Here is a 22,275-nt window from a genome sequence, read left to right on the forward strand (position 1 = left end):
CATTTTCTTTTAACGCAAGAGTACGGCTCACTTTTTCAAGGGCAATTCAAAGGGAGTAGATCCAGGTTCTCTCAGAAAGCTTCCACCAGCCGCTTTCCTCTCTCTATCAAAAAGCAGGGATCCATATCCTTATCATCATTGTTGACATGATTATAGAATGAAAAATACCAGAAGTCAATTTATAAGACCAAAAGTCCGATCTGATAGACCGCAAAACTGACCAGCCAGGCAATCGCAACCTGGAAAATCATCGTTTCAAACATATATTTGATCGATCCGCTTTCCTTTTTGATTGTTCCCAGGCTGGCAACACATGGTACATACAGCAAACAAAACAACATCAGACAATAGGCATTTAAACTGCCAAAGCCTAATGAGGACAGCTGCGTAGCCAAAGCGCTCATACCGCTAAGACCATTGATGTTGGCAATTCCAAACAATACCGCCGTTGAGGATACGACCACTTCCTTGGCACTCAAGCCGGCCAGAAGGGCTACACAGATCTGCCAGTATCCTAAACCGGCCGGGGCCATCAAAGGAACAAGCAGGTTTCCAATGCCGGCTGCAAAGCTGGAAGAAATGTCCTGCGTATAGCCCATAGAGCCAAAATGCATCAAGACCCACACTGCGATCGAAGCAATAAAGATCGTTGTCCCCGCCTTTTCCAGAAAATCTTTGACTTTGTCCCACACATAGATAAATACCGTGTAGGCACTAGGCATCTTATATACCGGAAGCTCGATCAACAAAGGATTCTCTGTTTTTTTATGATCCGCTTTATGAAGAATATAAGCCACGGCAAGAGCCACCACAATACCGATCACATACATGCTGTAGGCGGCCAAGGTTGCATAGTTTCCAAAGAACATCCCGCTAAACAAAATATATACCGGAAGCTTGGCACTGCACGAAAAGAACGGTGTGATCAACATGACACGATGGCGGTCTTTTTTCGATTCCAGGGCCCGGCTTGCCATCAAAGCAGGAACGGTACAGCCAAATCCTAATACCATCGGAATAAACGCCCTTCCAGACAATCCCAGTTTTCCCATGATATCGTTCATCACATAGGCAACGCGGGCCATGTATCCGCTGTCTTCCAAAAAAGCAAGGGCTAAAAAGAGGATGGCAATGTTTGGCAAGAAAGTAATGATTCCCCCAACACCGCCGATGATCCCATTGGTTACCAGATCGATCAGCCAGTCGGAAACATGGATATACTCTAAAAGGCCGGTACACGAAGTAATCAGCCAGTCGACAAAGATTTCCACATATCCTTTCAGCTGGTCCCCCAGCAAGAACGTAAGTCCAAAAACCACCAACATGACCAGAAGAAAGAAGAGGATCCCAAAAATTGGATGGGTGACAAACCGGTCGATCTTATCTGTTCGATCATCCCCGGCACTTTTTCCAAGAACCACCTCATGGATCATCTCCTGAATATAATCGTATTTCTGATTGATAATCTTTGTATCTTCATCCCCATTGACCAAAGAACTCAGATCCAGCGGATACTTGTCCTTGATCTCGGCATCATTTTCCAACAGCTTGATAGCGACCCACCGAGGATTGAGAATATGGGGATCGTTTTCGACCAGTTCTTCCTGGATCAAAGAAATCTTATGTTCCAGATCTTCACTGTATTCCATGGCATAGCGTTTGATTCTCTCTCCATGGATCGATTGAGGCCGATGATTGACCTGTGTGTTCTGTCCTTCCTGCTGATGACAGGCGGCGTGCATCAATGCCTGAATGCCCTGTTTCTTTCGAGCGGTAACAGGAATCACCGGGATCCCTAAAAGTTCAGAAAGACGATGCAGGTCAATATCCATTCCCCGCTTGGTCACAATGTCCATCATATTCAAAGCCAGCACCATGGGTTTGTTCAGTTCCAGAAGCTGCAGTGTCAAGTAGAGACTTCTTTCCAAACTGGAAGCATCGATCACATCAATGATGACATCCACATTGTCACTGAGAATAAACTGGCGGGAGACTTGTTCTTCCATGGTATACGACGTTAAAGAATACGTGCCCGGAAGATCCACCAGGTGAATGGTCATATCGTGATCCTGAATCGCGCCTTCCATGCGTTCTACCGTAACCCCGGGCCAGTTGGCCACTTTTAAATTGGCTCCTGTATAAGCATTGAACAGCGTTGTCTTTCCGCAATTGGGATTTCCGATAAAACCGACGGTTATTTCTTTTGACATGGCGCCACCTCAATATTTTTCGTAATCTGATCTCCCAGGGCAAAACGAGTCCCTCTAAGATTGATCACCATTGTTCCGTTATGTTTTTTCTGCACAATTTCAATCGATGTATCCTGTGTCATCCCTAAAGACTGAAGACGATCCTGGGTCTGTTTGGGAACACCGAGCTCTTTGATCGTATAGGTTTGTTCCTTATTTCCTTGACTTAATTTCATATCTTTTCCTTCTTTACTCTTAAATTATATGCATTATGGAGAATTTGACAATTCAAAAGCGATTCTACTATAATGCAGCTATGGAAAAAACTTACTTATACGAAACCAATGACGCCGATTTGATTGCGAAGGCCCAAAAAGAAATGCCCGATTTACAAGCCATCGAATCTTTAGCTGATTTTTATAAAGTTATGGGCGATGCGACCCGCCTGAAACTTTTAATGGCCCTGGAAACCAGTGAATTCTGTGCCAGCGACCTGGCCAATGTGTCCAATATGACACGAAGCGCCGTCAGCCATCAGCTCAAGATCTTAAAAAATAATAAATTGGTCAAAAGTCGCAAAGAAGGAAAAACCGTCTATTATTCCCTTGACGATGAACATATTCATTCGGTCTTGAAAGTGGCCCTGGAACACATATTAGAATAAAAGAGGCAGCGAACTATTCGCTGTCTCTTTTTATTCCGTTTCTTTGGCCACCACTTCAACTTCTACCAATGCCTGCTTTGGCAATTCTTTGACCGCAACACAGCTGCGTGCTGGTTTCTGCGTGATATAACGACTGTACACTTCATTAAATTTCGCAAAGTCATTCATATCACGGATAAAACACGTTGTCTTGATCACTTGCGACAAATCACTGCCGCAAGCTTTTAACACGTGGCTTAAATTGTTCATCACTTGTTCCGTCTGCGTTTCGATATCGGTTCCATGCAGATTCCCCGTTTGCGGATCGATGGGGATCTGTCCTGAGGTATAAACCAGTCCGTTGTGGATGACTGCCTGTGAATAAGGACCAATCGCATCCGGTGCTTTTTTCGTATTTACGGTTTTCATTTTTGTTCTCCTTGTTCAATCAATTTAAATCCCGCTTTCCTCAAACCTTCGTGAACGGATTGAATATGCTCAAAATTCCTTGTTTCCAGATTGATTCGCAATACACAGTCCGTGATATTGCTTCCTTCACTGGCCTTTTCGTAATTCACGCTGGTCACATTGGCCCCATACTGAGCAATAACGGTCGATACTCCCTGGAGCTGTCCAGGCTTATCCTCCAACAAGATCACAAGGGTATCGCTTCTTCCCGATTTCAAAAGGCCTCGCTCAATGACCTTAGAAAGAATTGTTACATCAATATTGCCTCCTGACAAGATACAGGCAACTTTCTTGCCTGCCACAGGGACCTTATTGAACATCACTGCAGCCACGGAAACGGCTCCCGCTCCTTCTGTGATCAGTTTCTGGTTTTCAATCAAAGATAAGATGGCACCAGCCACCTCATCATCACTGACGGTAACGATCTCATCAACGTATTTCTGACAAAGATCAAAAGTGTGCATACCCGGTTCCTTGACCTGTATGCCGTCGGCAATCGTATTGACACTTTCCAGCTGAATGATCTGTTCTTCTTTCAAAGACTGGACCATGCTGGCGGCTCCCTGTGCCTGTACGCCATAGATCTTAACATTGGGATTTAAACTTTTGATCGCAAAAGCGACACCGGAGATCAATCCGCCACCGCCTACAGGAACGACGACTGCATCCACATCGGGGATCTGTTCCAACAGTTCCAGACCGATGGTTCCCTGACCGGCAATCACATCTTCATCATCAAAAGGATGAATGAATGTATAGCCTTCCTGGTCTTTTAGCTCCAGGGCCCGGTTATAGGCGTCATCATAGACGCCGGGCACCAGTTCCACCTTGGCCCCGTATGCCTTGGTTGCCTCCACTTTGGAGATTGGTGCTCCATCGGGAAGACAGATGATAGACGGGATCCCGTTCTGCGTTGCCGCAAAGGCAACACCCTGGGCATGATTCCCCGCCGAACAGGCCACAACTCCTTTTTTCTTTTCTTCTTCGGTCAGTTGCGAGATCTTGTAATAAGCACCGCGAAGCTTAAACGAACCCGTATTCTGAAGATTTTCCGTTTTTAAATAAACATGGGCCAAAGGATTGATCTTAGGTGCATATAAAACATCGGTTTTACGGGCTACGTCCTTAAGAACGTAGTTTGCGTGATAGATCTTATCTAATGTCAACATGCGCTCTCCTCCTTCTTTTCCAGGGAGCTTAACTGCTCTACCAGCTGTCTGGCAGCTCGGGCCGAACGGCCGGCTTTACGTAAGGCAAACTGCTCGGCCTTTAAGGCTAATGTTTCTTTATCCATATGCAGTCCATACTGAGAAGCCAGACCATATACAATTTCCAGATACAGATCTTTTTTCGGTTTTTCAAAATAGATCTTTAAACCAAATCTCTCAGACAAAGAGATCGTTTCCTGCATCGTATCGTTACGATGGATCTCGTCGCCCATGCGCGCCTGGAAGGTTTCTTTGACGATATGACGGCGATTGCTGGTGGCATAGATCACGGTGTTTTTTGACCGCGTGGATACACTGCCTTCCAATACCGCTTTCAAGGCACTGAAGTCATCGTCGTTATCCTGAAAGGACAGATCATCAATGAACAAGATAAACTTCAGCGGATTCATTGCCAGCTGATCCAACAGTCTTGGCAACAGATGCAGTTCCTTTTTGCCCAGTTCAATCAAGCGTAACCCTTGAGAAGCATACTCATTGGCAACAGCCTTGACTGTGGCACTTTTTCCTGTCCCGGCATCTCCATACAGAAGCACATTGCTGGCAAGGTGCCCCTGCAACAAGATCTCCGTATTGGCAATCAGCTGCTGCCGAGGCAATTCATACCCAATCAAATCGCTAAACCGGATAGGATCCGGATGCGCTACAGGCTTAAGCTGAATTCCCTCTTCCAACCCTTGCAGACGGAAAGTCGTAAACAAGGCATAATCTCCAAATCCAAACTGTTCGATATGTGACAACCTTTCAAAATAGATGTCCTTGAAATCGATGTTTTCAATGGTCCACCCTGCCTTGAATCCCTTCATTTTAAAATCATCCGGCTGCATCACGGAAAGTTCCTGGAGAATCTCCAACTCATAACGAGCCGCCTGCATCATCGCTTCGGGAATCGGCTTGTTCTGCGATGCCAGCTTCACCAGGCAGTTTTCCAGTGATAAGGCCTGTTTCAATAAATACTGTGTCCAGTTGTCTGTTTCTGTTTTGTAAAGGGAACTGACAAAATCCGAATAACTTTCCATATCTTCCTTTCGAAGAAGACGAAAGAAATTAAAAATAACTTTGTCTTTGGCAAGGTCTTTAAAAACCACAAACGAAAGGACATCCGAAAATACTTTTAGACTCATTTGTTGATAATGGCTCCTTTATCTGCACTGCTGACCAGACGGGCATAACGTTTCAAATAGCCTTTAATGTCTTTTTTGACCTTGATTGGCATCGTCTTTTTACGTTCTTCAATTTCTGCTTCATCGACTTTCAGTTCAATTTTATGATTCGGGATATCAATGGCAATTGTATCTCCATTCTTGACATAGGCAATCAGGCCCTTGGATACCGCTTCCGGAGAGACATGTCCGATACAGGCTCCGCGAGTGGCCCCTGAAAACCGTCCGTCCGTGATCAAAGCGACTTCTTTATCCAGGCCCATACCGGCAATGGCACTGGTTGGCGACAACATCTCCCGCATTCCCGGTCCTCCGGCAGGTCCTTCATAACGAATCACTACAACATCTCCGGCTTCCACTTCTTTATTGAAGATACCGGCTATGGCTTCTTCTTCGCTGTCATAGACTTTGGCCGGGCCTTCATGGACAAGCATTTCCGGTGCAACCGCGCTTTGTTTGACCACACAGCCATCCGGTGCCAAGTTTCCTCTGAGAACCGCAATGCCACCCGTATGGGAATACGGCTGATCGATTGGACGAATCACATTCGTGTTGCGATTTGGATGCCCTTTTAAATTTTCTTCCATGGTTTTGCCTGTACATGTCATTACATCGGTATAGATCAAATCTTTTTTCTTCAATTCATTTAAGACTGCATAGACACCGCCGGCTTCATCCAGCTCCTCAATGTAAGTTGGACCGGCAGGCGCCAAATGGCAAAGATTCGGTGTTTTCGAACTGATTTCGTTAACGATATCCAAATCGATGGTAATTTTGCATTCATTGGCAATGGCCGGAAGATGAAGCATCGAATTGGTCGAACAACCTAAGGCCATATCAGCGCACAAGGCATTATGGAAGGCCTTTTCTGTCATGATATCCAAAGGACGAATGTTTTTCCTGTAAAGCTCCATCACCTGCATCCCGGCATGTTTTGCCAGTTCGATGCGCTTTGAGTATACCGCCGGAATCGTTCCGTTGCCCGGCAATCCCATTCCCAGAACTTCGGTCAGACAGTTATGAGAATTGGCCGTATACATCCCGGAACAGGATCCGCAGGTAGGACAAGTCTTTAATTCATACTCTTTTAATTTTTCTTTTGAGATCTTTCCCGCCTGATAGGCACCCACCGCTTCAAACATTGTGGACAATGACGTTTTGTGTCCATCGATATGTCCAGCCAGCATCGGTCCCCCAGAGACAAAGATCGTAGGGACATTGATGCGAGCAGCCGCCATCAAAAGTCCAGGTACGTTTTTATCACAATTCGGGATCATGACCAGGGCATCAAATGCATGCGCCAGAGCCATTGCTTCGGTGGAATCGGCGATCAGATCCCGGGTAACCAAAGAATACTTCATTCCCTGATGTCCCATGGCAATCCCATCACAGACAGCGATAGCCGGAAATACGATTGGCGTCCCTCCGGCCATCGCCACGCCCATCTTGACAGCTTCGGTAATCTTATCCAGATTCATATGTCCGGGAACGATCTCATTGTATGAGCTGACGATTCCTACCAGAGGTTTGTCAATTTCTTCCTGTGTCAATCCCAAAGCGTGTAACAAAGAGCGCTGCGGGGCTTTGTCAAAGCCATCTTTCATTGCGTTACTTGACATAGTATTTCTCCTTTTTCGCATTATGATTCTTAAAAAGATAAGACAATCCCGCAGGATTGTCTATTCAGTGAACTTAATTGTTGATCAGTTTGTCTTCATCTGACCAGCTATACAGAGCTCGTACTTCAGCGCCCACTTTTTCACAATCGTGTTCGGCAGCTTTTTTACGCAAAGCTTTAAAGTGTACCTGATTGCCGGCATCGGACATCTCTAATAAGAAATCCTTGGCAAAAGTACCGTCCTGAATATCGCTCAAGATTTTCTTCATGGCTTTCTTGGAATCTTCTGTAATAATTTTTGGTCCCGTGATGTAATCACCATATTCCGCTGTATTACTGATGGAATAACGCATACCCGCAAAACCAGACTGATAGATTAAATCAACGATCAGTTTCATTTCATGGATACATTCAAAATATGCATTTTTTGGATCGTAGCCGGCTTCGCAAAGCGTTTCATATCCTGCCTGCATCAAAGCACAGACACCGCCGCAAAGAACGGCTTGTTCACCAAAGAGGTCCGTTTCTGTTTCCGTACGGAATGTGGTTTCCAAAACACCGGCACGGCTTCCGCCGATTCCGGCCGCATACGCCAGACCAAGATCCCAGGCATCGCCTGTGGCATCCTGTTGGACTGCGATCAGACAAGGAACACCTTTTTGATCTTCGTATTCACTGCGCACCGTATGTCCAGGTCCTTTGGGAGCGATCATGATCACATTGACATCCTTTGGCGGAACGATGCAGCCAAAATGAATGTTGAAGCCATGGGCAAAAGCCAATGTCTTGCCGGCGGACAAGTTGGGTGCGATTTCCTTTTCGTAAACCGCTTTTTGTTTTTCATCCGGAATCAAGATCATGATGATATCGCTAACTTTTGTCGCTTCGGCCACGCTCATGACGGTCAAGCCTTGTTGTTTGGCCTTAGCAATCGAACGGCTTCCCTCATACAGCCCGACAACAACATCCACACCTGAATCTTTTAAATTCAAGGCATGCGCATGTCCCTGAGAACCGTAACCGATAATGGCTACTTTCTTTCCATCCAGTTTCTGGATATCACAATCTTGTTGGTAATAGATCTTTGACATTTTTAACACTCCTTTTCCTGTACTGATTTTTGATCTTCAAATGTCTGGGTTTCACGATTTAAGTAATGGCAGCCTCTTTCCAGGGCGGTAACCCCGGTACGGCACATTTCCAAGATTCCAAAGGGGGATACCACCGCGATGAACGCATCGATCTTTGATGTATCGCCTGTGATCTCCACACATAATGTATTGGGCGAAAAATCGATGATCTTCCCGCGGAAAATATCGACCGCAGATAAGATATCCCCGCGCGTTTCCTGCTTATTTCTTAATTTGATCAATGCCAGTTCTCTGCGAACACTTTCGTGCTCGGGCATGATCTTTACTTCTTTCACATTGTATAGCTTGAAAGCCTGTTTGATCAGCTGTTTGCGTAAAGCCAGGTCCCCGCGGGCCGAAATCGTGATTCGGGAATAACGCGGATCTTCTGTGGTGCCTACCGTCAAACTATCGATGTTGAAACCGCGCCGGGTAAACATCGAACTGATTCGTGTCAGCACGCCTGACTTATTATCGACCAGGATCGCAATAATAAATCTTTCTTCCATTAGGCTCCCTCCATTTCCGTGATGATATCATCAAATGAACCGCCTGGCGGAAGCATCGGCAATACCAGCTCATCCTTATCGATATGACAATCCACCAAGGCCGGACCTTCTTCTTTCATCGCCTGCTCAATGACCGACGACAATTCATCAAAGGCTTCAATACGATAGCCTTTCATATGGAAAGCTTTTGCCAGTTGAACATAATCCGGATGACTTTCCAGGGTCGTTTGAGAATAATGTTTCTCAAAGAAAAGGTTCTGCCACTGACGAACCATACCCAAAACCCCATTGTTCATAATGATGATCACGACCGGGGCCTTCAATCGGGAAAGCGTCGCCAGTTCATTCAGATTCATTCCAAAGCTTCCATCTCCGGTGAACAATACCGTTTTCTGCCGGGTCGCAAGACTTGTTCCGATGGCGGCACCTAAGCCAAATCCCATGGTACCCAAACCGCCGCTGGTGATCAGTGTATGCGGATTCTGGAAACGGTAATACTGAGCCACCCACATTTGGTGCTGTCCCACATCCGTAACGATTGGGGTCTGCGGCTGGGTATACTTCTGAACTTCCTGGATCAATGTATAAGGATTCAATGTATCCAGTGGCGTTGTTTTCTCAAATTGTTCTTTTTCTTCTTCTTTCAAGGTTTCCACTCGTTTTTTCCAGTCATCATGCTGACAAGGTTCCACCAGTTTCAACAACTCTGTCAAAGCTTCTTTGACATCACCGCCGATTCCCAGATCAACTGCGACGTTTTTATCCACTTCGGCGCGATCAATATCGATATGAATAATTCGCGTGTGACGTCCATACTTATTGACATTTCCGGTGGCACGATCAGAAAAACGAGCTCCTATAACCAGAAGAAGATCGGCTTCGCTAAGCGCCTTGGAACTGGCATAATGTCCATGCATGCCCACCATTCCTAAAAAATGCGGATCGTCTTGTGGAACAACCGAAAGTCCCATCAATGTGCATCCAACCGGGGCATCGATCAGATTGGCCAGTTGAACGATCTCTTCCGAAGCCTGGGCGCGTATAGCCCCGCCTCCTACATAGATAAAAGGCTTATGGCACTCTTTGATCATTCGTGCCGTTTTTTCCAGTTTATATTCCTTCGGTTTGCGTTGTTCTTCCTTAGGTACGACCGGCATCGGTGTATAATCGTATTTCCCGGTCTGTATATCTTTAGGAATATCGACCAAAACGGGCCCAGGTCTTCCGGATTTCGCAATTTGGAAAGCTCTGCGTATCGTATCGGCCAGATCTTCAATATTTTTCACGAAAAAATTATGTTTTGTGATGGGAATCGTGATCCCGGTAATGTCCACTTCCTGAAAACTGTCGCGTCCAATCAGTGAATTGGGAACGTTTCCTGTAATCGCGACAACGGGAACGGAATCCAAATATGCGGTTGCGATCCCTGTCACCAGATTAGTGGCCCCCGGTCCGCTGGTGGCCATCACAACGCCTACTTTTCCACTGCTTCTGGCATAGCCGTCTGCGGCATGGGCCGCACCTTGTTCATGCGCTGTCAAAATATGGTGGATTCGGTCCTGAGCCTGATAAATCGCATCATACAAATCGATGACCTGACCGCCTGGATAACCAAAGACAAATTCGGTTCCTTGTTCGATCAAGGTCTCAATTGTGATCTGCGCACCTGTCATTTTCATTGTCTCACCTGATTTCTACTAATATTGAAACTAATTATATCAAAAAACACTCATTTTTGAAAATTATTTTCACTTTTTTTCAGACATTTTCATTGGTAAAATAAGAGCATGAAGATCTTGATCAGTCCCGCTAAACAAATGAAACATTCCGACATCGATTTTTTCGAAGGAACGCAGCCCCTTTTTTTAGAGGAAGCCCACTTTTTAGTGCAGGAATTAAGATCCAAATCTTTGGATGCATTCCAAAGCATCATGCATTGTTCCACAGCGATAGCTCAAAAAGCGTACCATCTCTATCAGACTTTTGAACAACAGGAACGATCGCTTGCCCTTTTCAGTTACAAAGGGATCCAGTATCAATACATGGCACCCGATGTGCTGGAAGATTTGGCGCTGGCTTACCTTCAGGAGCATCTGATGATTCTTTCTGGACTTTACGGTCTTCTTCGCCCTTTTGACTGGATTGCCCCCTATCGCCTGGAGATGCAGGCCCGGCTTCCTTATTCTCTTTATGATTTCTGGCAAAACAAACTGGCCGATTCCATTCACGAGGATCTTATTCTCAACCTTGCCAGTGAAGAATACGCCAAAGCGATTCGTCCGTATAAAAAAATGATCGACGTTCGCTTCTTTGAAGAAACCGGATCCAAACGAATCGAAAAAGGCGTGTATGTCAAAATGGCACGCGGGCAGATGGTCCGCTACCTGGCCCAAAATCAAATCAATGATCTTTCTGGAGTCCGATCCTTTCATGAAGCCGGTTATTGTTTTCAAAAGGATCTCAGCAGCGAATCAGAAATCGTGTTCACAAGAAAAACGGATGTCTCCCACTGAGAACATCCGTTCTTTCTATATTTGATGCAGTGACTTCTCCAATAAAGAAACCACCCGCAAAGTCTGCTGACACAGCGCCTGATACGTTTCTTCATCCTGATTTTCAATGACGGAAAGAAATGTTTCACACTCATAGGTCATATGCGGTTTTTGATCCACTCCGATATTCTGGCTGAGATCTGCATCTTTCTTTCCGATCATATCCCCTTTTGTCGGAAGATATTCCACATGGGCACAAACCCCACAGCTGGAACCATAGACACGGAGCGTTCCCTTGTCCCCCTGAACTATGGCATGGTTAGGAGAACTGCTGTCTTTGGCTCCTGTGCAAATCGCAAGCATACCCGGATATTCCATGATCACGACCCCGCTGGTATCGATTCCATTATATCCTTTGTTGGCGATATAACGGCTTGAGATTGGTTCTCCGAAAAGCCCTGTCACAAAATGGAGACAATACACATTGATATCCATCAGCGCCCCTCCGTTAAAGGCCGGATCAAAGACATTGGTCACGATGTGTTCTTTATATTTTCCATAACGGGAAGAATACTGAGAAAAATTGCACTGTACCATCTTGATCTCCCCGATGTCCTTCAAATGTTCCTTGACGATCTTGAAGTTAGGAACATGAATCGTGGTAATGGCCTCGAAAATATAGACTCCCTTTTGACGGGCAAGCGCAAACAATTCGTTTGCCTGGTCCACGGATGGCGCAAACGGCTTTTCACAGATAACATGTTTACCCGCTTCCAGTGCTCTTTTGGACTGGGCATAATGAAGACTGTTGGGACTGGCTACATAGACTGTATCAATGGATGGATCGGCAAGCATATCATCCATATCATCATACGCTTTCTTGACGGCATGTTTATGGGCGTATTCCACCGCTCTTTCCATTGTGCGCGAATACACGGCCTCCACTGAAATCCCATCCGTCAGTTTCATCGCTTCGATCATTCGGTCTACGATCATTCCCGAGCCAATGGTTCCTACTTTCATCATCACTCCCCCTGTTCCTTGATTTTTTCTTCTGTTGTTTCTTTTTTACCTTCGTGTTCTTTTTTCCATCCTTTTCGTTCAGGATTCTTTTTCTTTGGTTTCTCTACATTTCGATAGATCTTAAAACATACACCATCTTCGGTATTATACCCTTTTACATGGTATTTATTGGCCTTTACGACCCTGGATACAATGGAAAGGCCTAAGCCGAAACGTCCGCCTTCTCCTTTTTCATAAGGTTTAAAAAGCGTTTCGATCCGGTCTTCCGGCATTTTTGGACCATCGTTGGAAATCTCCAGATCATTTTCACGAACCTTGATCTGAATATAACTTTTCGCATAGCGGAACGCATTTTCCATGATGTTCTCAATGCAGACACGCCACGATTCCAGTAAACCATCAAAGAAGACTTCTTCGACATCGGTAATGATGCGAATCTCTGGACGAATCACCACCGAGTTCAAAACGACTTCTTCGACTACATCCTTCATATTGGTGACCACACCTTCGGCATCGCTGGTGATCAGATATTCGATCCGGTTCAAATACAACAGGTTGTGGACCTTGGCCTCCAACCGGTTGGCATTATCCAAAATCACATCCACGCTTTTTTCCAGTGTTCCGTAAGGATAGATTCCATCTTTGATGGATTCCGAATACGATTTGATCGTCGCAATCGGTGTTTTTAAATCATGAGAAATGTTATGGATCATTTCCTCTTTCACTTTTTCCTGTTTTTGAAGTTCATCCTTCATATTGACCAGTTCCATGGCCACCTCACCAATCTCGTCATTACGGTTTAGATGCAGTTCCACTTCTTTTCCCTGTTTGACCTGGGCGATGTAGTTTTTGATCTGATTCAATGGATGGATGATAGAAAATACCCAGATCATCATCCCAATAATAAACACACAGAAAGCCAGGATCGTTCCATATACCGTAGAATCGACCAAAGTATTTCGAATGGACTGCGGATAGGAATCGTTCATAAAGCTGGCCAGTACGACCGTTCTTCCAGTAGAAGTCTGTACCTTTTTCATCAGATAATAATATTGTTCATTATGGCTGACAAGAGCGCCCTGTCCTTCTTTTTGATCACTGTCGCTTTCCAGAAGCGCATCCGCCTGGGTCGCAATAAAGCGAAGCAGACTTTCATCATTTTCTACCAGGTCATTGGGATTGATCACCGTCATATTGGTTTTTCCGGTGACCTTTGACTTGGACACAATACAATTGGTTTGTATATCATCCGCTCCCAGGATCTCGTAGATTTCATCCAGTCCTGGATAATTGGATTTCAAATACGCGATGATCGGCTGTTGGCGATTGGACATCGTCATATACATCTGATTGGCAATCGTATTATCGATATTGTTGCTGAGGAAGAAAAAGAAGAATGTCCCAAAAAAACCGATAAACAGCAGAATCATAAAAAGAACCTGCTGTGTCAAAGACAATTTTTTAAAAAATCGTGAAATCATATTTTATCCTAATCGATATCCATATCCATAAATGGTATGAATGTTCAAATTCGGAAGCTTTTTACGTAGACGTCGCAATGTATCATCCACGACACGGTCGCTTCCAAAATAGTTTTCATCCCACACATTCTCCAGGATCTTATCGCGGGAAAACGCAATCCCCTTGTTCTTGATGAACATCATCAAAAGATCAAATTCCTTTGTGGTCAATTCAATTTCCACATTATCGGCATATATTTTTCTTTGTTCTTCATCCAGATCATAACCATCGACCGAAATACGGTTGTTGTCGTCCTTATAAGCTCGTTTAATGATATTGTTTACACGCAAAACCATTTCCTTCGGAGAGAAAGGTTTGGTGATGTAATCATCACAGCCTTTTTCCAATCCAATGATACGGTCAAATTCCTTATCACGGGCCGACATAAAGATCACAGGGATCTCCGGCCCCTGAAGACGGATCTCTTCGATCAGATCAAATCCGGATTTATCATCCAGCATGATATCCAGGATCCATAGATGAACATCATCGTCCTGCACATGCGCACTGGCTTCTTCATACGTATAATAAGAACGAACCTCATATCCTTCTTTACGAAGATACTGTGCCACAAGATTGTTTAGATCTTTTTCATCTTCAACCACACATATTACTCGTTTCATAGGCTCCCTCCTTCTAGTATTCTTTTTCTTTGATATAGTCCACGACTTGTTTCACGTAGTGTTCACATAACGCATCGGTCTGGGCTTCCACCATGACTCGAACCAAAGGTTCGGTTCCGCTGGGGCGAACCAGGATCCGGCCATTGTCCTTCAGTTCCTTTTCCACCGATTTTACAACGTCCCATAAAGCTGGATCTTCCAGACAGCGATCTTTATCTTTTACAGTGACATTCTCTAAAAGCTGCGGATAAATAAACAGACCTTCGGATAAGTCTTCCAGGCTCTTGCCGGTATTCTTCATGATCTCCAGTAATTTTAATGCGGTCAAAAGCCCATCTCCGGTAACGGCATTTTCATAAAAAATGATATGTCCGCTTTGTTCTCCGCCTAAATAATAATCATGTTTCTGCATTTCCTCAAAAACATATTTATCCCCTACCGGAGTCTGAATGTAATCGATCTTGTTGGCATCCAGAGCTTTATACAGGCCCAGGTTGGCCATGACCGTGGTCACGCACATATTTTTATTGAGGCGATTGCACGATTTCATATAGCGGCTGCAGATATAAAGGATGTAATCCCCATTGATCAGCTCTCCTTTGGCATTGACCGCAATCAAACGGTCGGCATCTCCATCAAAGGCCAGTCCGATATCGTAGTCGCCTTCACGAACCATTTCCTGTAATTTTTCCGGATGGGTCGATCCACAGTTTTTGTTGATATTGATTCCATTCGGAGAATTCGAGATGGCTTCCACGGTGGCGCCTAAAGAATCCAGGGTTTCAATAGCGGTACTTGTGGCCGAGCCGTTCGCATTATCGACCGCGATCTTAAAGCCTGTCAGATCCACAGGTACGATTTCTTTTAACCAGGACATGTAGATTTCCAAACCATCCTGCCATTCGATATATTCCCCAATATGATCGCCTGTAGACAGTTCAAGCTGACTTTTGCCATCCATATAATCTTCAATTTGAAGAAGAACTTCTTCTTCCATCTTTTCACCATTATGATTAAACACTTTGATCCCGTTATCATAATAAGGGTTGTGACTGGCGGATACCATGATTCCACAGTCAAACCGCTCTTTCTGGATCAAATAGCTGACAGCAGGTGTAGGGCATACGCCTAAAAGATAGACCTGTGCTCCCATGGATGTAGCCCCGGCGGCAAGACCCAGTTCAAACATATCGCCGCTTAGACGGGTGTCTTTTCCTATCAGGATGCGGGCATGTTTGTTTTTTCCATAATACATACCCAGATATTGTCCTATTTTAATCGACATATCTAAGGTCAATGTTTCGTTAGCTCTTCCTCTTACTCCATCGGTTCCAAAATATCTTCCCATAAATAACTCCTATTCTGTATCTTCTCTTTCGACCGTCGCATCGATCTTATCCGGTTCGATTTCAACCTGAACCCGGCTTCCATCGGCATCATAGCAGGCAACCGATGCTTTGACTTCGAATTTCTTTTCTTCGTTTGTATGGCCGCTGACATCGACAATGGCACGCACAAAGCGAATCGCATTGAGTTCATCGGCAGTCGCCCTTACCGTTACCATGTTCTGTGATAAGACCGGTGTTTTGAAATCGGAAGATTTCTGACCCGTACCGATCACGATTTCCGGACTCACGGTAAAAGAACGTGTTTGTTTCTGCGTGATGGTGGCGGTCACCGTTTCCGGTGAAATGATCGATTTTAGTGTAGAAGGAAGATTCTTTAATTCCAGTTCGATCACATGACTTCCTTCGTCATACTGACGCAAGTCCGCTTCCACTTTTAAATTCGGGTTCTGCTGACGAAAAACCTGAATGTCCATGGCTTCCCCGGATAAAGAAACCTGCACACTGGAAGGAACTCCGCTTACTTCAAAGTTTTCTTCATCGAGTTGAATATCCACATCAATGTTTCCTAAATCAACGATCGTTGTTCGGTCGTTGAACAGTTCCACACGAATATTGTCATAATTGATACCTAAACAGATCACCAGTGAAATCAAAAAAGAAACAATAAGCGATCCCACTTTATTAAAGATGATCTTGTCAAACATTTTATTGAATCTTCGAAACAAAGACCGCAATACATTCTGGATCTTCTCTAAGAAAGGAGTAGAATGCTTAGGATTTTGGTTTGACATGTGCATTCACCCCCTGATTACTTAAATCGACAACCTCAAGAGGATGGATCCTTTCATCCGTATTTCTTCTTTGACTGTCGGCATTGCGCTTGTTTCTGGTCAATCCCAGATTCTTGGCCGTTTTGATCACCGGCTGAAAAATCGAATTGGAGGAACTCGGCTCCGTGGCATCCGGAACGAGCAAATTCATCAATAATCGCTTCAGGCCTTCCGGTTTATACTGTGTCAGCTGCCCATTCATGGCCACTGAGATATTTCCGGTTTCTTCACTGACGATGATCGTGATCGAATCGGTGATCTCACTGATCCCGACAGCGGCTCTGTGCCGGGCCCCGTACTTGCTTGGAAGGTCTTTTGTCGTTGGCGGATAATAAGCCGCCGCACAGGCAATCTTATTTCCGATGATAATGACGGCACCATCGTGCATCGGTGTCCCATACTGAAAGATGGTTCCCAAAAGTTCACTGGTAACAACAGAATCCATCTCGATCCCGGTATGAACAAAATCTTCCAGTGAAGAGGTTCTTTGAATGGAGATCAAAGCCCCCGTCTTTGATTGAGACATCGCCGTGCAGGCACGCACCAGTTCCTCGATCATGTTGATTTGATTGTCCCGAGACACATTGAGGCCTAAGAAAGAACTGGTTTTTCCAAATTTTTCCAAAGTTTCTCGAATCTCCGGCTGAAAGATGATAACTAAAATGATCACTCCCCAACTGACAAAAGTGTTGATCAAAAAACTGACAGCACTTAAGCCCAGGATACTCGAAATGCCTTGTGCAATCACAATAAACAAGATACCTTTTGCGATCTGTATGGTTCGGGTATTGTTTCGAACGATCTTTAACGCATAATAAAGAACGGCCCAAACCACGATAATATCTAAAATCAGCCGCAGGAACAATGAAACATCACTTAAAGTAATATTCACACTCATTCCCCCTTTAACAAGTTATTATTTCAAGATTTCACGAATCATGCTTCCTACCGAATCATAGATCAAGGAAGCGTTTTCTTTGACTTCTTCCAGAGCCATTTCCATGCAGGCTCCGTGATCCCCATAGGTCATCAAAGGAATATCGTTATAAGAATCCCCAATCGTATAGACATCGTCATCGGCAACATTGGCATACTCAATGACGAATTCAAGACCCGTAGCTTTAGAGATTCCTTTTGGAACCACATCCACTACAAAATTGTTTGCATAGGCAACAACGTTTTCCCCAAAGAACATATTGATATTTTCAGCCATGGATTTTGCCAGCCCCTGATCGGCCATGGACAAAACCACCTGAGCAAATTTCTGGCATGTCATGATATCTTCTTCTGTATAGTCACTGGCCATATCCGGATAGCGATGGTCCGTTATGGTTTCATCGATCGTAACTTTATGACGATGTCTTCCATCGTTGATCACAACACTGGCAACGCCTTCTTCCTGCTTGGCCGCAAAAAAGATATCGATGGCCGTTACAACATCCAGATAGTTGGATAACAGTTCCTGCCCATCGGCATCAAAAACCATACCCCCATTATTGGTAATATAGTAATCCACCGGCAAGCTGTATTCCTTTGCCTGGGCTTCAATGGATTCCATGGAACGTCCGGTACAAAGTACAAACATATTTCCTTGTTTCTTCCATTCCTGAATGGCTTCCAGATCTTCCGGCATGATGTGTTTTGCGTATTTTAATGTTCCATCATAATCTGTCGCTAATAGTTTCATAAAAGAGTCCTCAACTTTTCTTTTTTTCTGTATATAATATACCACAGAACATTGAAATCACATAATTCAACGAATAAAATTTATCGCATAGAAACAAGAAAAGCAGGAATCTCAAGATCCCTGCTTTATGAAACTATTTTGTTGTATGATCCATCTATCTTGACGAATTTCTGTATAACGTATTTTCTACAGCATTGCCTAACTACGATCTATATTCAGGTGTCTGTGCTCTTTTTATACAGAATTAGATGACATCTTAACATTTACCAAGACGTTTTCCCTTGTGAAATTCATCACTGATAGTCAACTTCTCTACCTAACTACGTCCATGTATCTGTTAAGTCCAAGGAATGTTTTTTTCGGATTGCTCCGACCTGACGTTTGGAGGCTTCTCTCCATAGCTTCGTGCTTCGCCAGGAAAAACAAGATCCTGGCAACTATTGTATTGTCATCTTCCCACCGCTCTCTTTTTTCTATCCTGGGAAACTATTTGCGTCCTCTTTGTTTCCCTTTGTTCACTTTCATTATAGCCAAAGAAACTTCAAAGACAACAAGGCTGTCCAAAACGGCATTTATTCTGTCTCTTTTGGTTTTTTCTTCTGAAAGATCCTTTTTTTCTGGGATCTGGACAAAGGAACTCTTTCTCCCGTGGAAAGTTCAACTTCGTCCTTATACCAGGCTACGATATGGATCGCATTGACAAGAAAGGAAACATGAACCCGTAAAAATCCATAACTTTCCAAGGTCTCAGAGAGTTTGGACATGCTGGCGCGTTCATGAAACTCCCCTTTTTTTGTATGGAAGTACAGCATTTTTTCCATTTTATCCACATAGTAGATATCCTGATACGGCAAGCGCATATGAACCCCGTCATAATTCAATTCATAAAATTCCTGCTGATGACATAAAGAAGTAATAATATCTTTTTGATTCAATATTTCTTCTTTAATGTTGGATTTATTGATATATAAGATACGATTTCGCTGATCGTTGCCTTTTTTCATAAGGGCGTTGTCACACAGGTAGACAAAAAGCGCATTCGGATTGTCATGAACAAAAACACTTTCCAGACGAGGCGTTTTAAAAACTTCGTCAAAGAGAAACAGCCGATATTCTTCCTTTTTCATCTTTCGGGCCAGATCCGAAGCTTTTGTGAACAAGCGAAACGTCCAGTCCACATCCTCTAATACCTTTGCCAAAGTAAATACGGCTTCCATGGCTTCTTTTTCATACTCCAGTATCGCAACTTTCATACTTCAATTCTAATATAAAAAAGACTGTAAAATCAATTACAGTCTACTCAACTTCTTCACGCCAGAGATTGGCTCCCAAAGATTTCAATTTTCCATCCAGATCTTCATATCCACGATCAATATGATAAATATCATGAATTTCTGTGACTCCTTCGGCCATCAATGCGGCAACGACAAGACACGCCCCGCATCTTAGATCGGTAGCCACGACATTGGTTCCAAATAAAGGGGTATTCCCGTTGATAAAGGCACTTGGAACACGAACATCGATATCCGCCCCCATCTTATTCAATTCATAACAGTGTTTAAATCGTTCGGTATAAATCGTTTCCGTTACAACGGACTGCCCTTCGGCACGGGTCAATAAAGCCGTAAAAGGCTGTTGGACATCGGTGGCGAAGCCCGGATATGGTTTTGTCAAAATGTCGGTCGGTTTCAACGGTCCCTCTGTTTTGAACACTTCAATGGCATCGGCTCCTACTTCCATCTTGATACCGATCTCCTTTAATTTCATTGTGATCGCATCCACGTGCTGCGGAATGATGTTTTCGATCCGCATATGATCGGCCATGGCAGCGGCAATGATCAAATACGTGCTGGCCTCAATGCGGTCAGGGATGATCTCATGCATGCATCCGCTAAGACGGTCGACCCCATCAATGGTCAGTGTACTGGTTCCCATACCGTGAATACGCGCCCCCATCTTATTCAACAAAGTCGCAATGTCAATGATTTCCGGTTCACGGGCGGCATTTTCAATAACCGTTCGTCCTTTGGCATACACCGCAGCCATCATGATATTGATGGTGGCTCCTACCGAACTGATATCTAAGAAAATATTGGCCCCTTTAAGTTCTTTGGCATCCAGGATATAACATCCTTTCGAATAGGTCACGGTAGCCCCTAAGGCCTCAAAGCCTTTGAGGTGCAGGTCGATGGGTCTTGGCCCCAGATAACAGCCTCCCGGCATCTTGATTTCCGCATGACCAAATTTTCCCAATAAAGCTCCCATAAAATAGTAACTGGCTCTCAGCTTACTAACCGCAGTCGATACCATCGGTTTATTATTCATACGGCTGGGATCAATATATAAAGTCTCTTCATCGATGTAAGAAACCACAACATCCAGTTCTTCGAGCAATATTTTTAAAGATCGAACATCGCTGATATTAGGAACACCATAGATGGTCACCGGTTCATTGGCTAAAACACAGGCAGGTATCAAAGCTACCGTAGCGTTTTTTGAACCGCTGATTCGCACCGTTCCATTCAATCGGTGTCCACCTTCGATCTTGATAACTTTTTCCATAAAGAATCCTCCCTAACAGGTTTATATATCATCTACAAAAAACTACGATTGTTTAAAGACTATTTTAATTTTAAAAAACACATGTCCAAAACGCAAGTATCAGGCAAAAAAAAACATTACCGTTACCGATAATGAGCGCTTTCATGGAGCAGGTGATGAGAATCGAACTCACGTAGTCAGCTTGGAAGGCTGAAGTTCTACCATTGAACTACACCTGCAAAATAAATGGCGGTCCAGATGGGACTCGAACCCACGATCTCCTCCGTGACAGGGAGGCATGTTAACCACTACACCACTGGACCAAATTCTATATCTTTTAATAAAATGGCGGAGAAGGAGAGATTTGAACTCTCGCGCCAGTTTCCCGACCTATACCCTTAGCAGGGGCACCTCTTCAACCACTTGAGTACTTCTCCAAGTTTTAAGATCAGGAACGCTACTCATCAGCGCTAGTAAATATTACCATGTTCATTTCCATTGCGCAAGCTTTTTTTACAAAATTTTTTTAATTTCTTTTAAATCTTGTACGATATACTTTGGCTGCGGTGAAATCGTACACGCCATCCCCTTGGGATTGTACCAGATCGAATCCAGAGATACCCGATTGGCTCCCTGAATATCGGCCCGCAAAGAATCACCGATCACGATGACTTCTTCCTTGTTTTTGATTTTCAGATCATTCAGGCAATATTCAAAAAATTCTCTGGCCGGTTTTTGAAACCGAACATTTTCGGAAACATAGATATTCGCCATATAGTCATAAAGCCCGGCAATCTTCAAGCGATTGATCTGCTGAGCCAAAGAAGCATTCGAAGTTACACATAGCCGATACTTTTTTGATAGATAAGCCACCAGATCCTGTGCCCCTTCAATCGGAAAAGAATGGTAGTTTAATCCATCGACAAATTTTTCTTCCAATCGAGGGCCGTCAAAATCAATATGCAAAGCCTCAAGAATCAGGTTCCATCGGATCCTGGCATGTTCTTTTTTGGTCAGTGTTCCTTTTTCGATCTTTTCCCATAATCCATTATTGATCTTTAAAAATGTCGAAAAAACTTCCCGGGAAAAAGGAAGTCCAAAATAAGTAAACGCTTCTTTCATCGACGCAAGAGCACAGGCGTTAAAGTCAATGAGCGTGTTATCGACATCGATAAATACTGTTTTGATCATCATAGGGATTATACAAAAAAAGCGACCAGATTACTAGTCGCTGTGTACTTTGATACGATTCATCGCCCGCAC

General features: G+C 44.1%; 21 protein-coding genes and 3 tRNA genes. 2 read left to right on the top strand and 22 right to left on the bottom strand.

Going from position 1 to position 22,275, the window contains the following annotated elements:
- Positions 1 to 179 precede the first annotated feature (179 nt).
- Entirely contained in the window at positions 180 to 2,210 is a 2,031-nt protein-coding gene (gene feoB, locus Q0K03_RS02600) for a ferrous iron transport protein B (RefSeq protein ID WP_297237415.1), read from the bottom strand.
- Positions 2,195 to 2,425, bottom strand: a complete 231-nt coding sequence (locus Q0K03_RS02605; protein WP_297237417.1) for a FeoA family protein — start codon at positions 2,423 to 2,425, stop codon at positions 2,195 to 2,197. Before Q0K03_RS02605 ends, feoB begins: the two co-directional genes overlap by 16 nt.
- Before the next feature lie 80 nt (positions 2,426 to 2,505).
- On the opposite strand from Q0K03_RS02605, the gene Q0K03_RS02610 reads away from it, so the two are divergent.
- Positions 2,506 to 2,853 carry a metalloregulator ArsR/SmtB family transcription factor gene (locus Q0K03_RS02610; protein WP_297237420.1) on the top strand — a complete coding sequence of 116 codons (348 nt, stop codon included), beginning with the start codon at positions 2,506 to 2,508 and terminating at the stop codon, positions 2,851 to 2,853.
- Between the two features lie 30 nt (positions 2,854 to 2,883).
- On the opposite strand, the gene Q0K03_RS02615 is transcribed toward Q0K03_RS02610, so the two are convergent.
- The 7 genes from Q0K03_RS02615 to ilvB form a co-directional block, all read right to left on the bottom strand.
- Positions 2,884 to 3,261, bottom strand: a complete 378-nt coding sequence (locus Q0K03_RS02615) for a RidA family protein (RefSeq protein WP_297237421.1) — start codon at positions 3,259 to 3,261, stop codon at positions 2,884 to 2,886.
- Entirely contained in the window at positions 3,258 to 4,469 is a 1,212-nt protein-coding gene (gene ilvA, locus Q0K03_RS02620; protein ID WP_297237423.1) for a threonine ammonia-lyase, read from the bottom strand. Before ilvA ends, Q0K03_RS02615 begins: the two co-directional genes overlap by 4 nt.
- Positions 4,463 to 5,650, bottom strand: coding sequence for an ATP-binding protein (locus Q0K03_RS02625; RefSeq protein WP_297237425.1), 1,188 nt, complete (start codon positions 5,648 to 5,650; stop codon positions 4,463 to 4,465). The genes ilvA and Q0K03_RS02625 overlap by 7 nt, the downstream gene beginning before the upstream one ends.
- Entirely contained in the window at positions 5,647 to 7,308 is a 1,662-nt protein-coding gene (gene ilvD / locus Q0K03_RS02630; protein WP_297237427.1) for a dihydroxy-acid dehydratase, read from the bottom strand. The genes Q0K03_RS02625 and ilvD overlap by 4 nt, the downstream gene beginning before the upstream one ends.
- A gap of 73 nt (positions 7,309 to 7,381) precedes the next feature.
- Positions 7,382 to 8,398: a ketol-acid reductoisomerase gene (gene ilvC / locus Q0K03_RS02635; RefSeq protein WP_297237429.1), complete on the bottom strand. Its 1,017-nt coding sequence runs from the start codon at positions 8,396 to 8,398 to the stop codon at positions 7,382 to 7,384.
- Between the two features lie 2 nt (positions 8,399 to 8,400).
- Complete coding sequence (gene ilvN, locus Q0K03_RS02640) at positions 8,401 to 8,946, bottom strand: acetolactate synthase small subunit (RefSeq protein ID WP_297237432.1); 546 nt, start codon at positions 8,944 to 8,946, stop codon at positions 8,401 to 8,403.
- A complete protein-coding gene (gene ilvB, locus Q0K03_RS02645; RefSeq protein WP_297237434.1) occupies positions 8,946 to 10,625 on the bottom strand; it encodes a biosynthetic-type acetolactate synthase large subunit in 1,680 nt (559 codons plus the stop codon). Before ilvB ends, ilvN begins: the two co-directional genes overlap by 1 nt.
- A gap of 108 nt (positions 10,626 to 10,733) precedes the next feature.
- Here ilvB and yaaA point away from each other — a divergent pair, with 108 nt between their 5' ends.
- On the top strand, positions 10,734 to 11,459 hold the full coding sequence (gene yaaA / locus Q0K03_RS02650) for a peroxide stress protein YaaA (protein WP_297237436.1): 726 nt from the start codon (positions 10,734 to 10,736) through the stop codon (positions 11,457 to 11,459).
- 15 nt (positions 11,460 to 11,474) lie between these two features.
- On the opposite strand, the gene Q0K03_RS02655 is transcribed toward yaaA, so the two are convergent.
- The 13 genes from Q0K03_RS02655 to Q0K03_RS02715 all read right to left on the bottom strand — a co-directional run bounded on the left by Q0K03_RS02655 (position 11,475) and on the right by Q0K03_RS02715 (position 22,206).
- Positions 11,475 to 12,464, bottom strand: coding sequence for a Gfo/Idh/MocA family oxidoreductase (locus tag Q0K03_RS02655; protein ID WP_297237439.1), 990 nt, complete (start codon positions 12,462 to 12,464; stop codon positions 11,475 to 11,477).
- Positions 12,464 to 13,942 (bottom strand): HAMP domain-containing sensor histidine kinase, encoded by a 1,479-nt coding sequence (locus Q0K03_RS02660; protein WP_297237441.1) that lies wholly within the window; start codon positions 13,940 to 13,942, stop codon positions 12,464 to 12,466. The genes Q0K03_RS02655 and Q0K03_RS02660 overlap by 1 nt, the downstream gene beginning before the upstream one ends.
- A 3-nt stretch (positions 13,943 to 13,945) precedes the next feature.
- Complete coding sequence (locus tag Q0K03_RS02665) at positions 13,946 to 14,605, bottom strand: response regulator transcription factor (RefSeq protein ID WP_297237443.1); 660 nt, start codon at positions 14,603 to 14,605, stop codon at positions 13,946 to 13,948.
- A gap of 13 nt (positions 14,606 to 14,618) precedes the next feature.
- Positions 14,619 to 15,953 carry a phosphoglucosamine mutase gene (gene glmM, locus Q0K03_RS02670; RefSeq protein WP_297237445.1) on the bottom strand — a complete coding sequence of 445 codons (1,335 nt, stop codon included), beginning with the start codon at positions 15,951 to 15,953 and terminating at the stop codon, positions 14,619 to 14,621.
- 9 nt (positions 15,954 to 15,962) lie between these two features.
- Positions 15,963 to 16,745, bottom strand: coding sequence for a CdaR family protein (locus Q0K03_RS02675; RefSeq protein WP_297237447.1), 783 nt, complete (start codon positions 16,743 to 16,745; stop codon positions 15,963 to 15,965).
- A complete protein-coding gene (gene cdaA / locus Q0K03_RS02680; RefSeq protein WP_297237450.1) occupies positions 16,726 to 17,676 on the bottom strand; it encodes a diadenylate cyclase CdaA in 951 nt (316 codons plus the stop codon). The genes Q0K03_RS02675 and cdaA overlap by 20 nt, the downstream gene beginning before the upstream one ends.
- A 24-nt stretch (positions 17,677 to 17,700) precedes the next feature.
- Positions 17,701 to 18,471 (bottom strand): Cof-type HAD-IIB family hydrolase, encoded by a 771-nt coding sequence (locus Q0K03_RS02685; RefSeq protein ID WP_297237452.1) that lies wholly within the window; start codon positions 18,469 to 18,471, stop codon positions 17,701 to 17,703.
- A gap of 572 nt (positions 18,472 to 19,043) precedes the next feature.
- Positions 19,044 to 19,724 carry a LytTR family DNA-binding domain-containing protein gene (locus Q0K03_RS02690; protein WP_297237454.1) on the bottom strand — a complete coding sequence of 227 codons (681 nt, stop codon included), beginning with the start codon at positions 19,722 to 19,724 and terminating at the stop codon, positions 19,044 to 19,046.
- A gap of 43 nt (positions 19,725 to 19,767) precedes the next feature.
- The gene (locus Q0K03_RS02695) at positions 19,768 to 21,033 is read right to left on the bottom strand and encodes a UDP-N-acetylglucosamine 1-carboxyvinyltransferase (RefSeq protein WP_297237456.1); all 1,266 of its coding nucleotides are present in this window, start codon (positions 21,031 to 21,033) and stop codon (positions 19,768 to 19,770) included.
- A gap of 144 nt (positions 21,034 to 21,177) precedes the next feature.
- Positions 21,178 to 21,251 (bottom strand) — tRNA-Gly (locus tag Q0K03_RS02700).
- A gap of 8 nt (positions 21,252 to 21,259) precedes the next feature.
- Positions 21,260 to 21,335, bottom strand: a tRNA-Asp gene (locus Q0K03_RS02705).
- A 23-nt stretch (positions 21,336 to 21,358) separates the two neighbouring features.
- Positions 21,359 to 21,449 (bottom strand) — tRNA-Ser (locus Q0K03_RS02710).
- Between the two features lie 76 nt (positions 21,450 to 21,525).
- The gene (locus Q0K03_RS02715; protein ID WP_297237458.1) at positions 21,526 to 22,206 is read right to left on the bottom strand and encodes a YjjG family noncanonical pyrimidine nucleotidase; all 681 of its coding nucleotides are present in this window, start codon (positions 22,204 to 22,206) and stop codon (positions 21,526 to 21,528) included.
- Positions 22,207 to 22,275 lie beyond the last annotated feature (69 nt).

The organism is uncultured Faecalicoccus sp. (assembly GCF_944327125.1).
Taxonomy (GTDB): domain Bacteria; phylum Bacillota_I; class Bacilli_A; order Erysipelotrichales; family Erysipelotrichaceae; genus Faecalicoccus.

Bases quoted from the DNA above. Each gene is read 5' to 3' on its own strand.
- feoB (WP_297237415.1), bottom strand. From the start codon at position 2,210: ATGTCAAAAGAAATAACCGTCGGTTTTATCGGAAATCCCAATTGCGGA.
- Q0K03_RS02605 (WP_297237417.1), bottom strand. From the start codon at position 2,425: ATGAAATTAAGTCAAGGAAATAAGGAACAAACCTATACGATCAAAGAG.
- Q0K03_RS02610 (WP_297237420.1), top strand. From the start codon at position 2,506: ATGGAAAAAACTTACTTATACGAAACCAATGACGCCGATTTGATTGCG.
- Q0K03_RS02615 (WP_297237421.1), bottom strand. From the start codon at position 3,261: ATGAAAACCGTAAATACGAAAAAAGCACCGGATGCGATTGGTCCTTAT.
- ilvA (WP_297237423.1), bottom strand. From the start codon at position 4,469: ATGTTGACATTAGATAAGATCTATCACGCAAACTACGTTCTTAAGGAC.
- Q0K03_RS02625 (WP_297237425.1), bottom strand. From the start codon at position 5,650: ATGAGTCTAAAAGTATTTTCGGATGTCCTTTCGTTTGTGGTTTTTAAA.
- ilvD (WP_297237427.1), bottom strand. From the start codon at position 7,308: ATGTCAAGTAACGCAATGAAAGATGGCTTTGACAAAGCCCCGCAGCGC.
- ilvC (WP_297237429.1), bottom strand. From the start codon at position 8,398: ATGTCAAAGATCTATTACCAACAAGATTGTGATATCCAGAAACTGGAT.
- ilvN (WP_297237432.1), bottom strand. From the start codon at position 8,946: ATGGAAGAAAGATTTATTATTGCGATCCTGGTCGATAATAAGTCAGGC.
- ilvB (WP_297237434.1), bottom strand. From the start codon at position 10,625: ATGAAAATGACAGGTGCGCAGATCACAATTGAGACCTTGATCGAACAA.
- yaaA (WP_297237436.1), top strand. From the start codon at position 10,734: ATGAAGATCTTGATCAGTCCCGCTAAACAAATGAAACATTCCGACATC.
- Q0K03_RS02655 (WP_297237439.1), bottom strand. From the start codon at position 12,464: ATGATGAAAGTAGGAACCATTGGCTCGGGAATGATCGTAGACCGAATG.
- Q0K03_RS02660 (WP_297237441.1), bottom strand. From the start codon at position 13,942: ATGATTTCACGATTTTTTAAAAAATTGTCTTTGACACAGCAGGTTCTT.
- Q0K03_RS02665 (WP_297237443.1), bottom strand. From the start codon at position 14,605: ATGAAACGAGTAATATGTGTGGTTGAAGATGAAAAAGATCTAAACAAT.
- glmM (WP_297237445.1), bottom strand. From the start codon at position 15,953: ATGGGAAGATATTTTGGAACCGATGGAGTAAGAGGAAGAGCTAACGAA.
- Q0K03_RS02675 (WP_297237447.1), bottom strand. From the start codon at position 16,745: ATGTCAAACCAAAATCCTAAGCATTCTACTCCTTTCTTAGAGAAGATC.
- Q0K03_RS02685 (WP_297237452.1), bottom strand. From the start codon at position 18,471: ATGAAACTATTAGCGACAGATTATGATGGAACATTAAAATACGCAAAA.
- Q0K03_RS02690 (WP_297237454.1), bottom strand. From the start codon at position 19,724: ATGAAAGTTGCGATACTGGAGTATGAAAAAGAAGCCATGGAAGCCGTA.
- Q0K03_RS02695 (WP_297237456.1), bottom strand. From the start codon at position 21,033: ATGGAAAAAGTTATCAAGATCGAAGGTGGACACCGATTGAATGGAACG.
- Q0K03_RS02715 (WP_297237458.1), bottom strand. From the start codon at position 22,206: ATGATGATCAAAACAGTATTTATCGATGTCGATAACACGCTCATTGAC.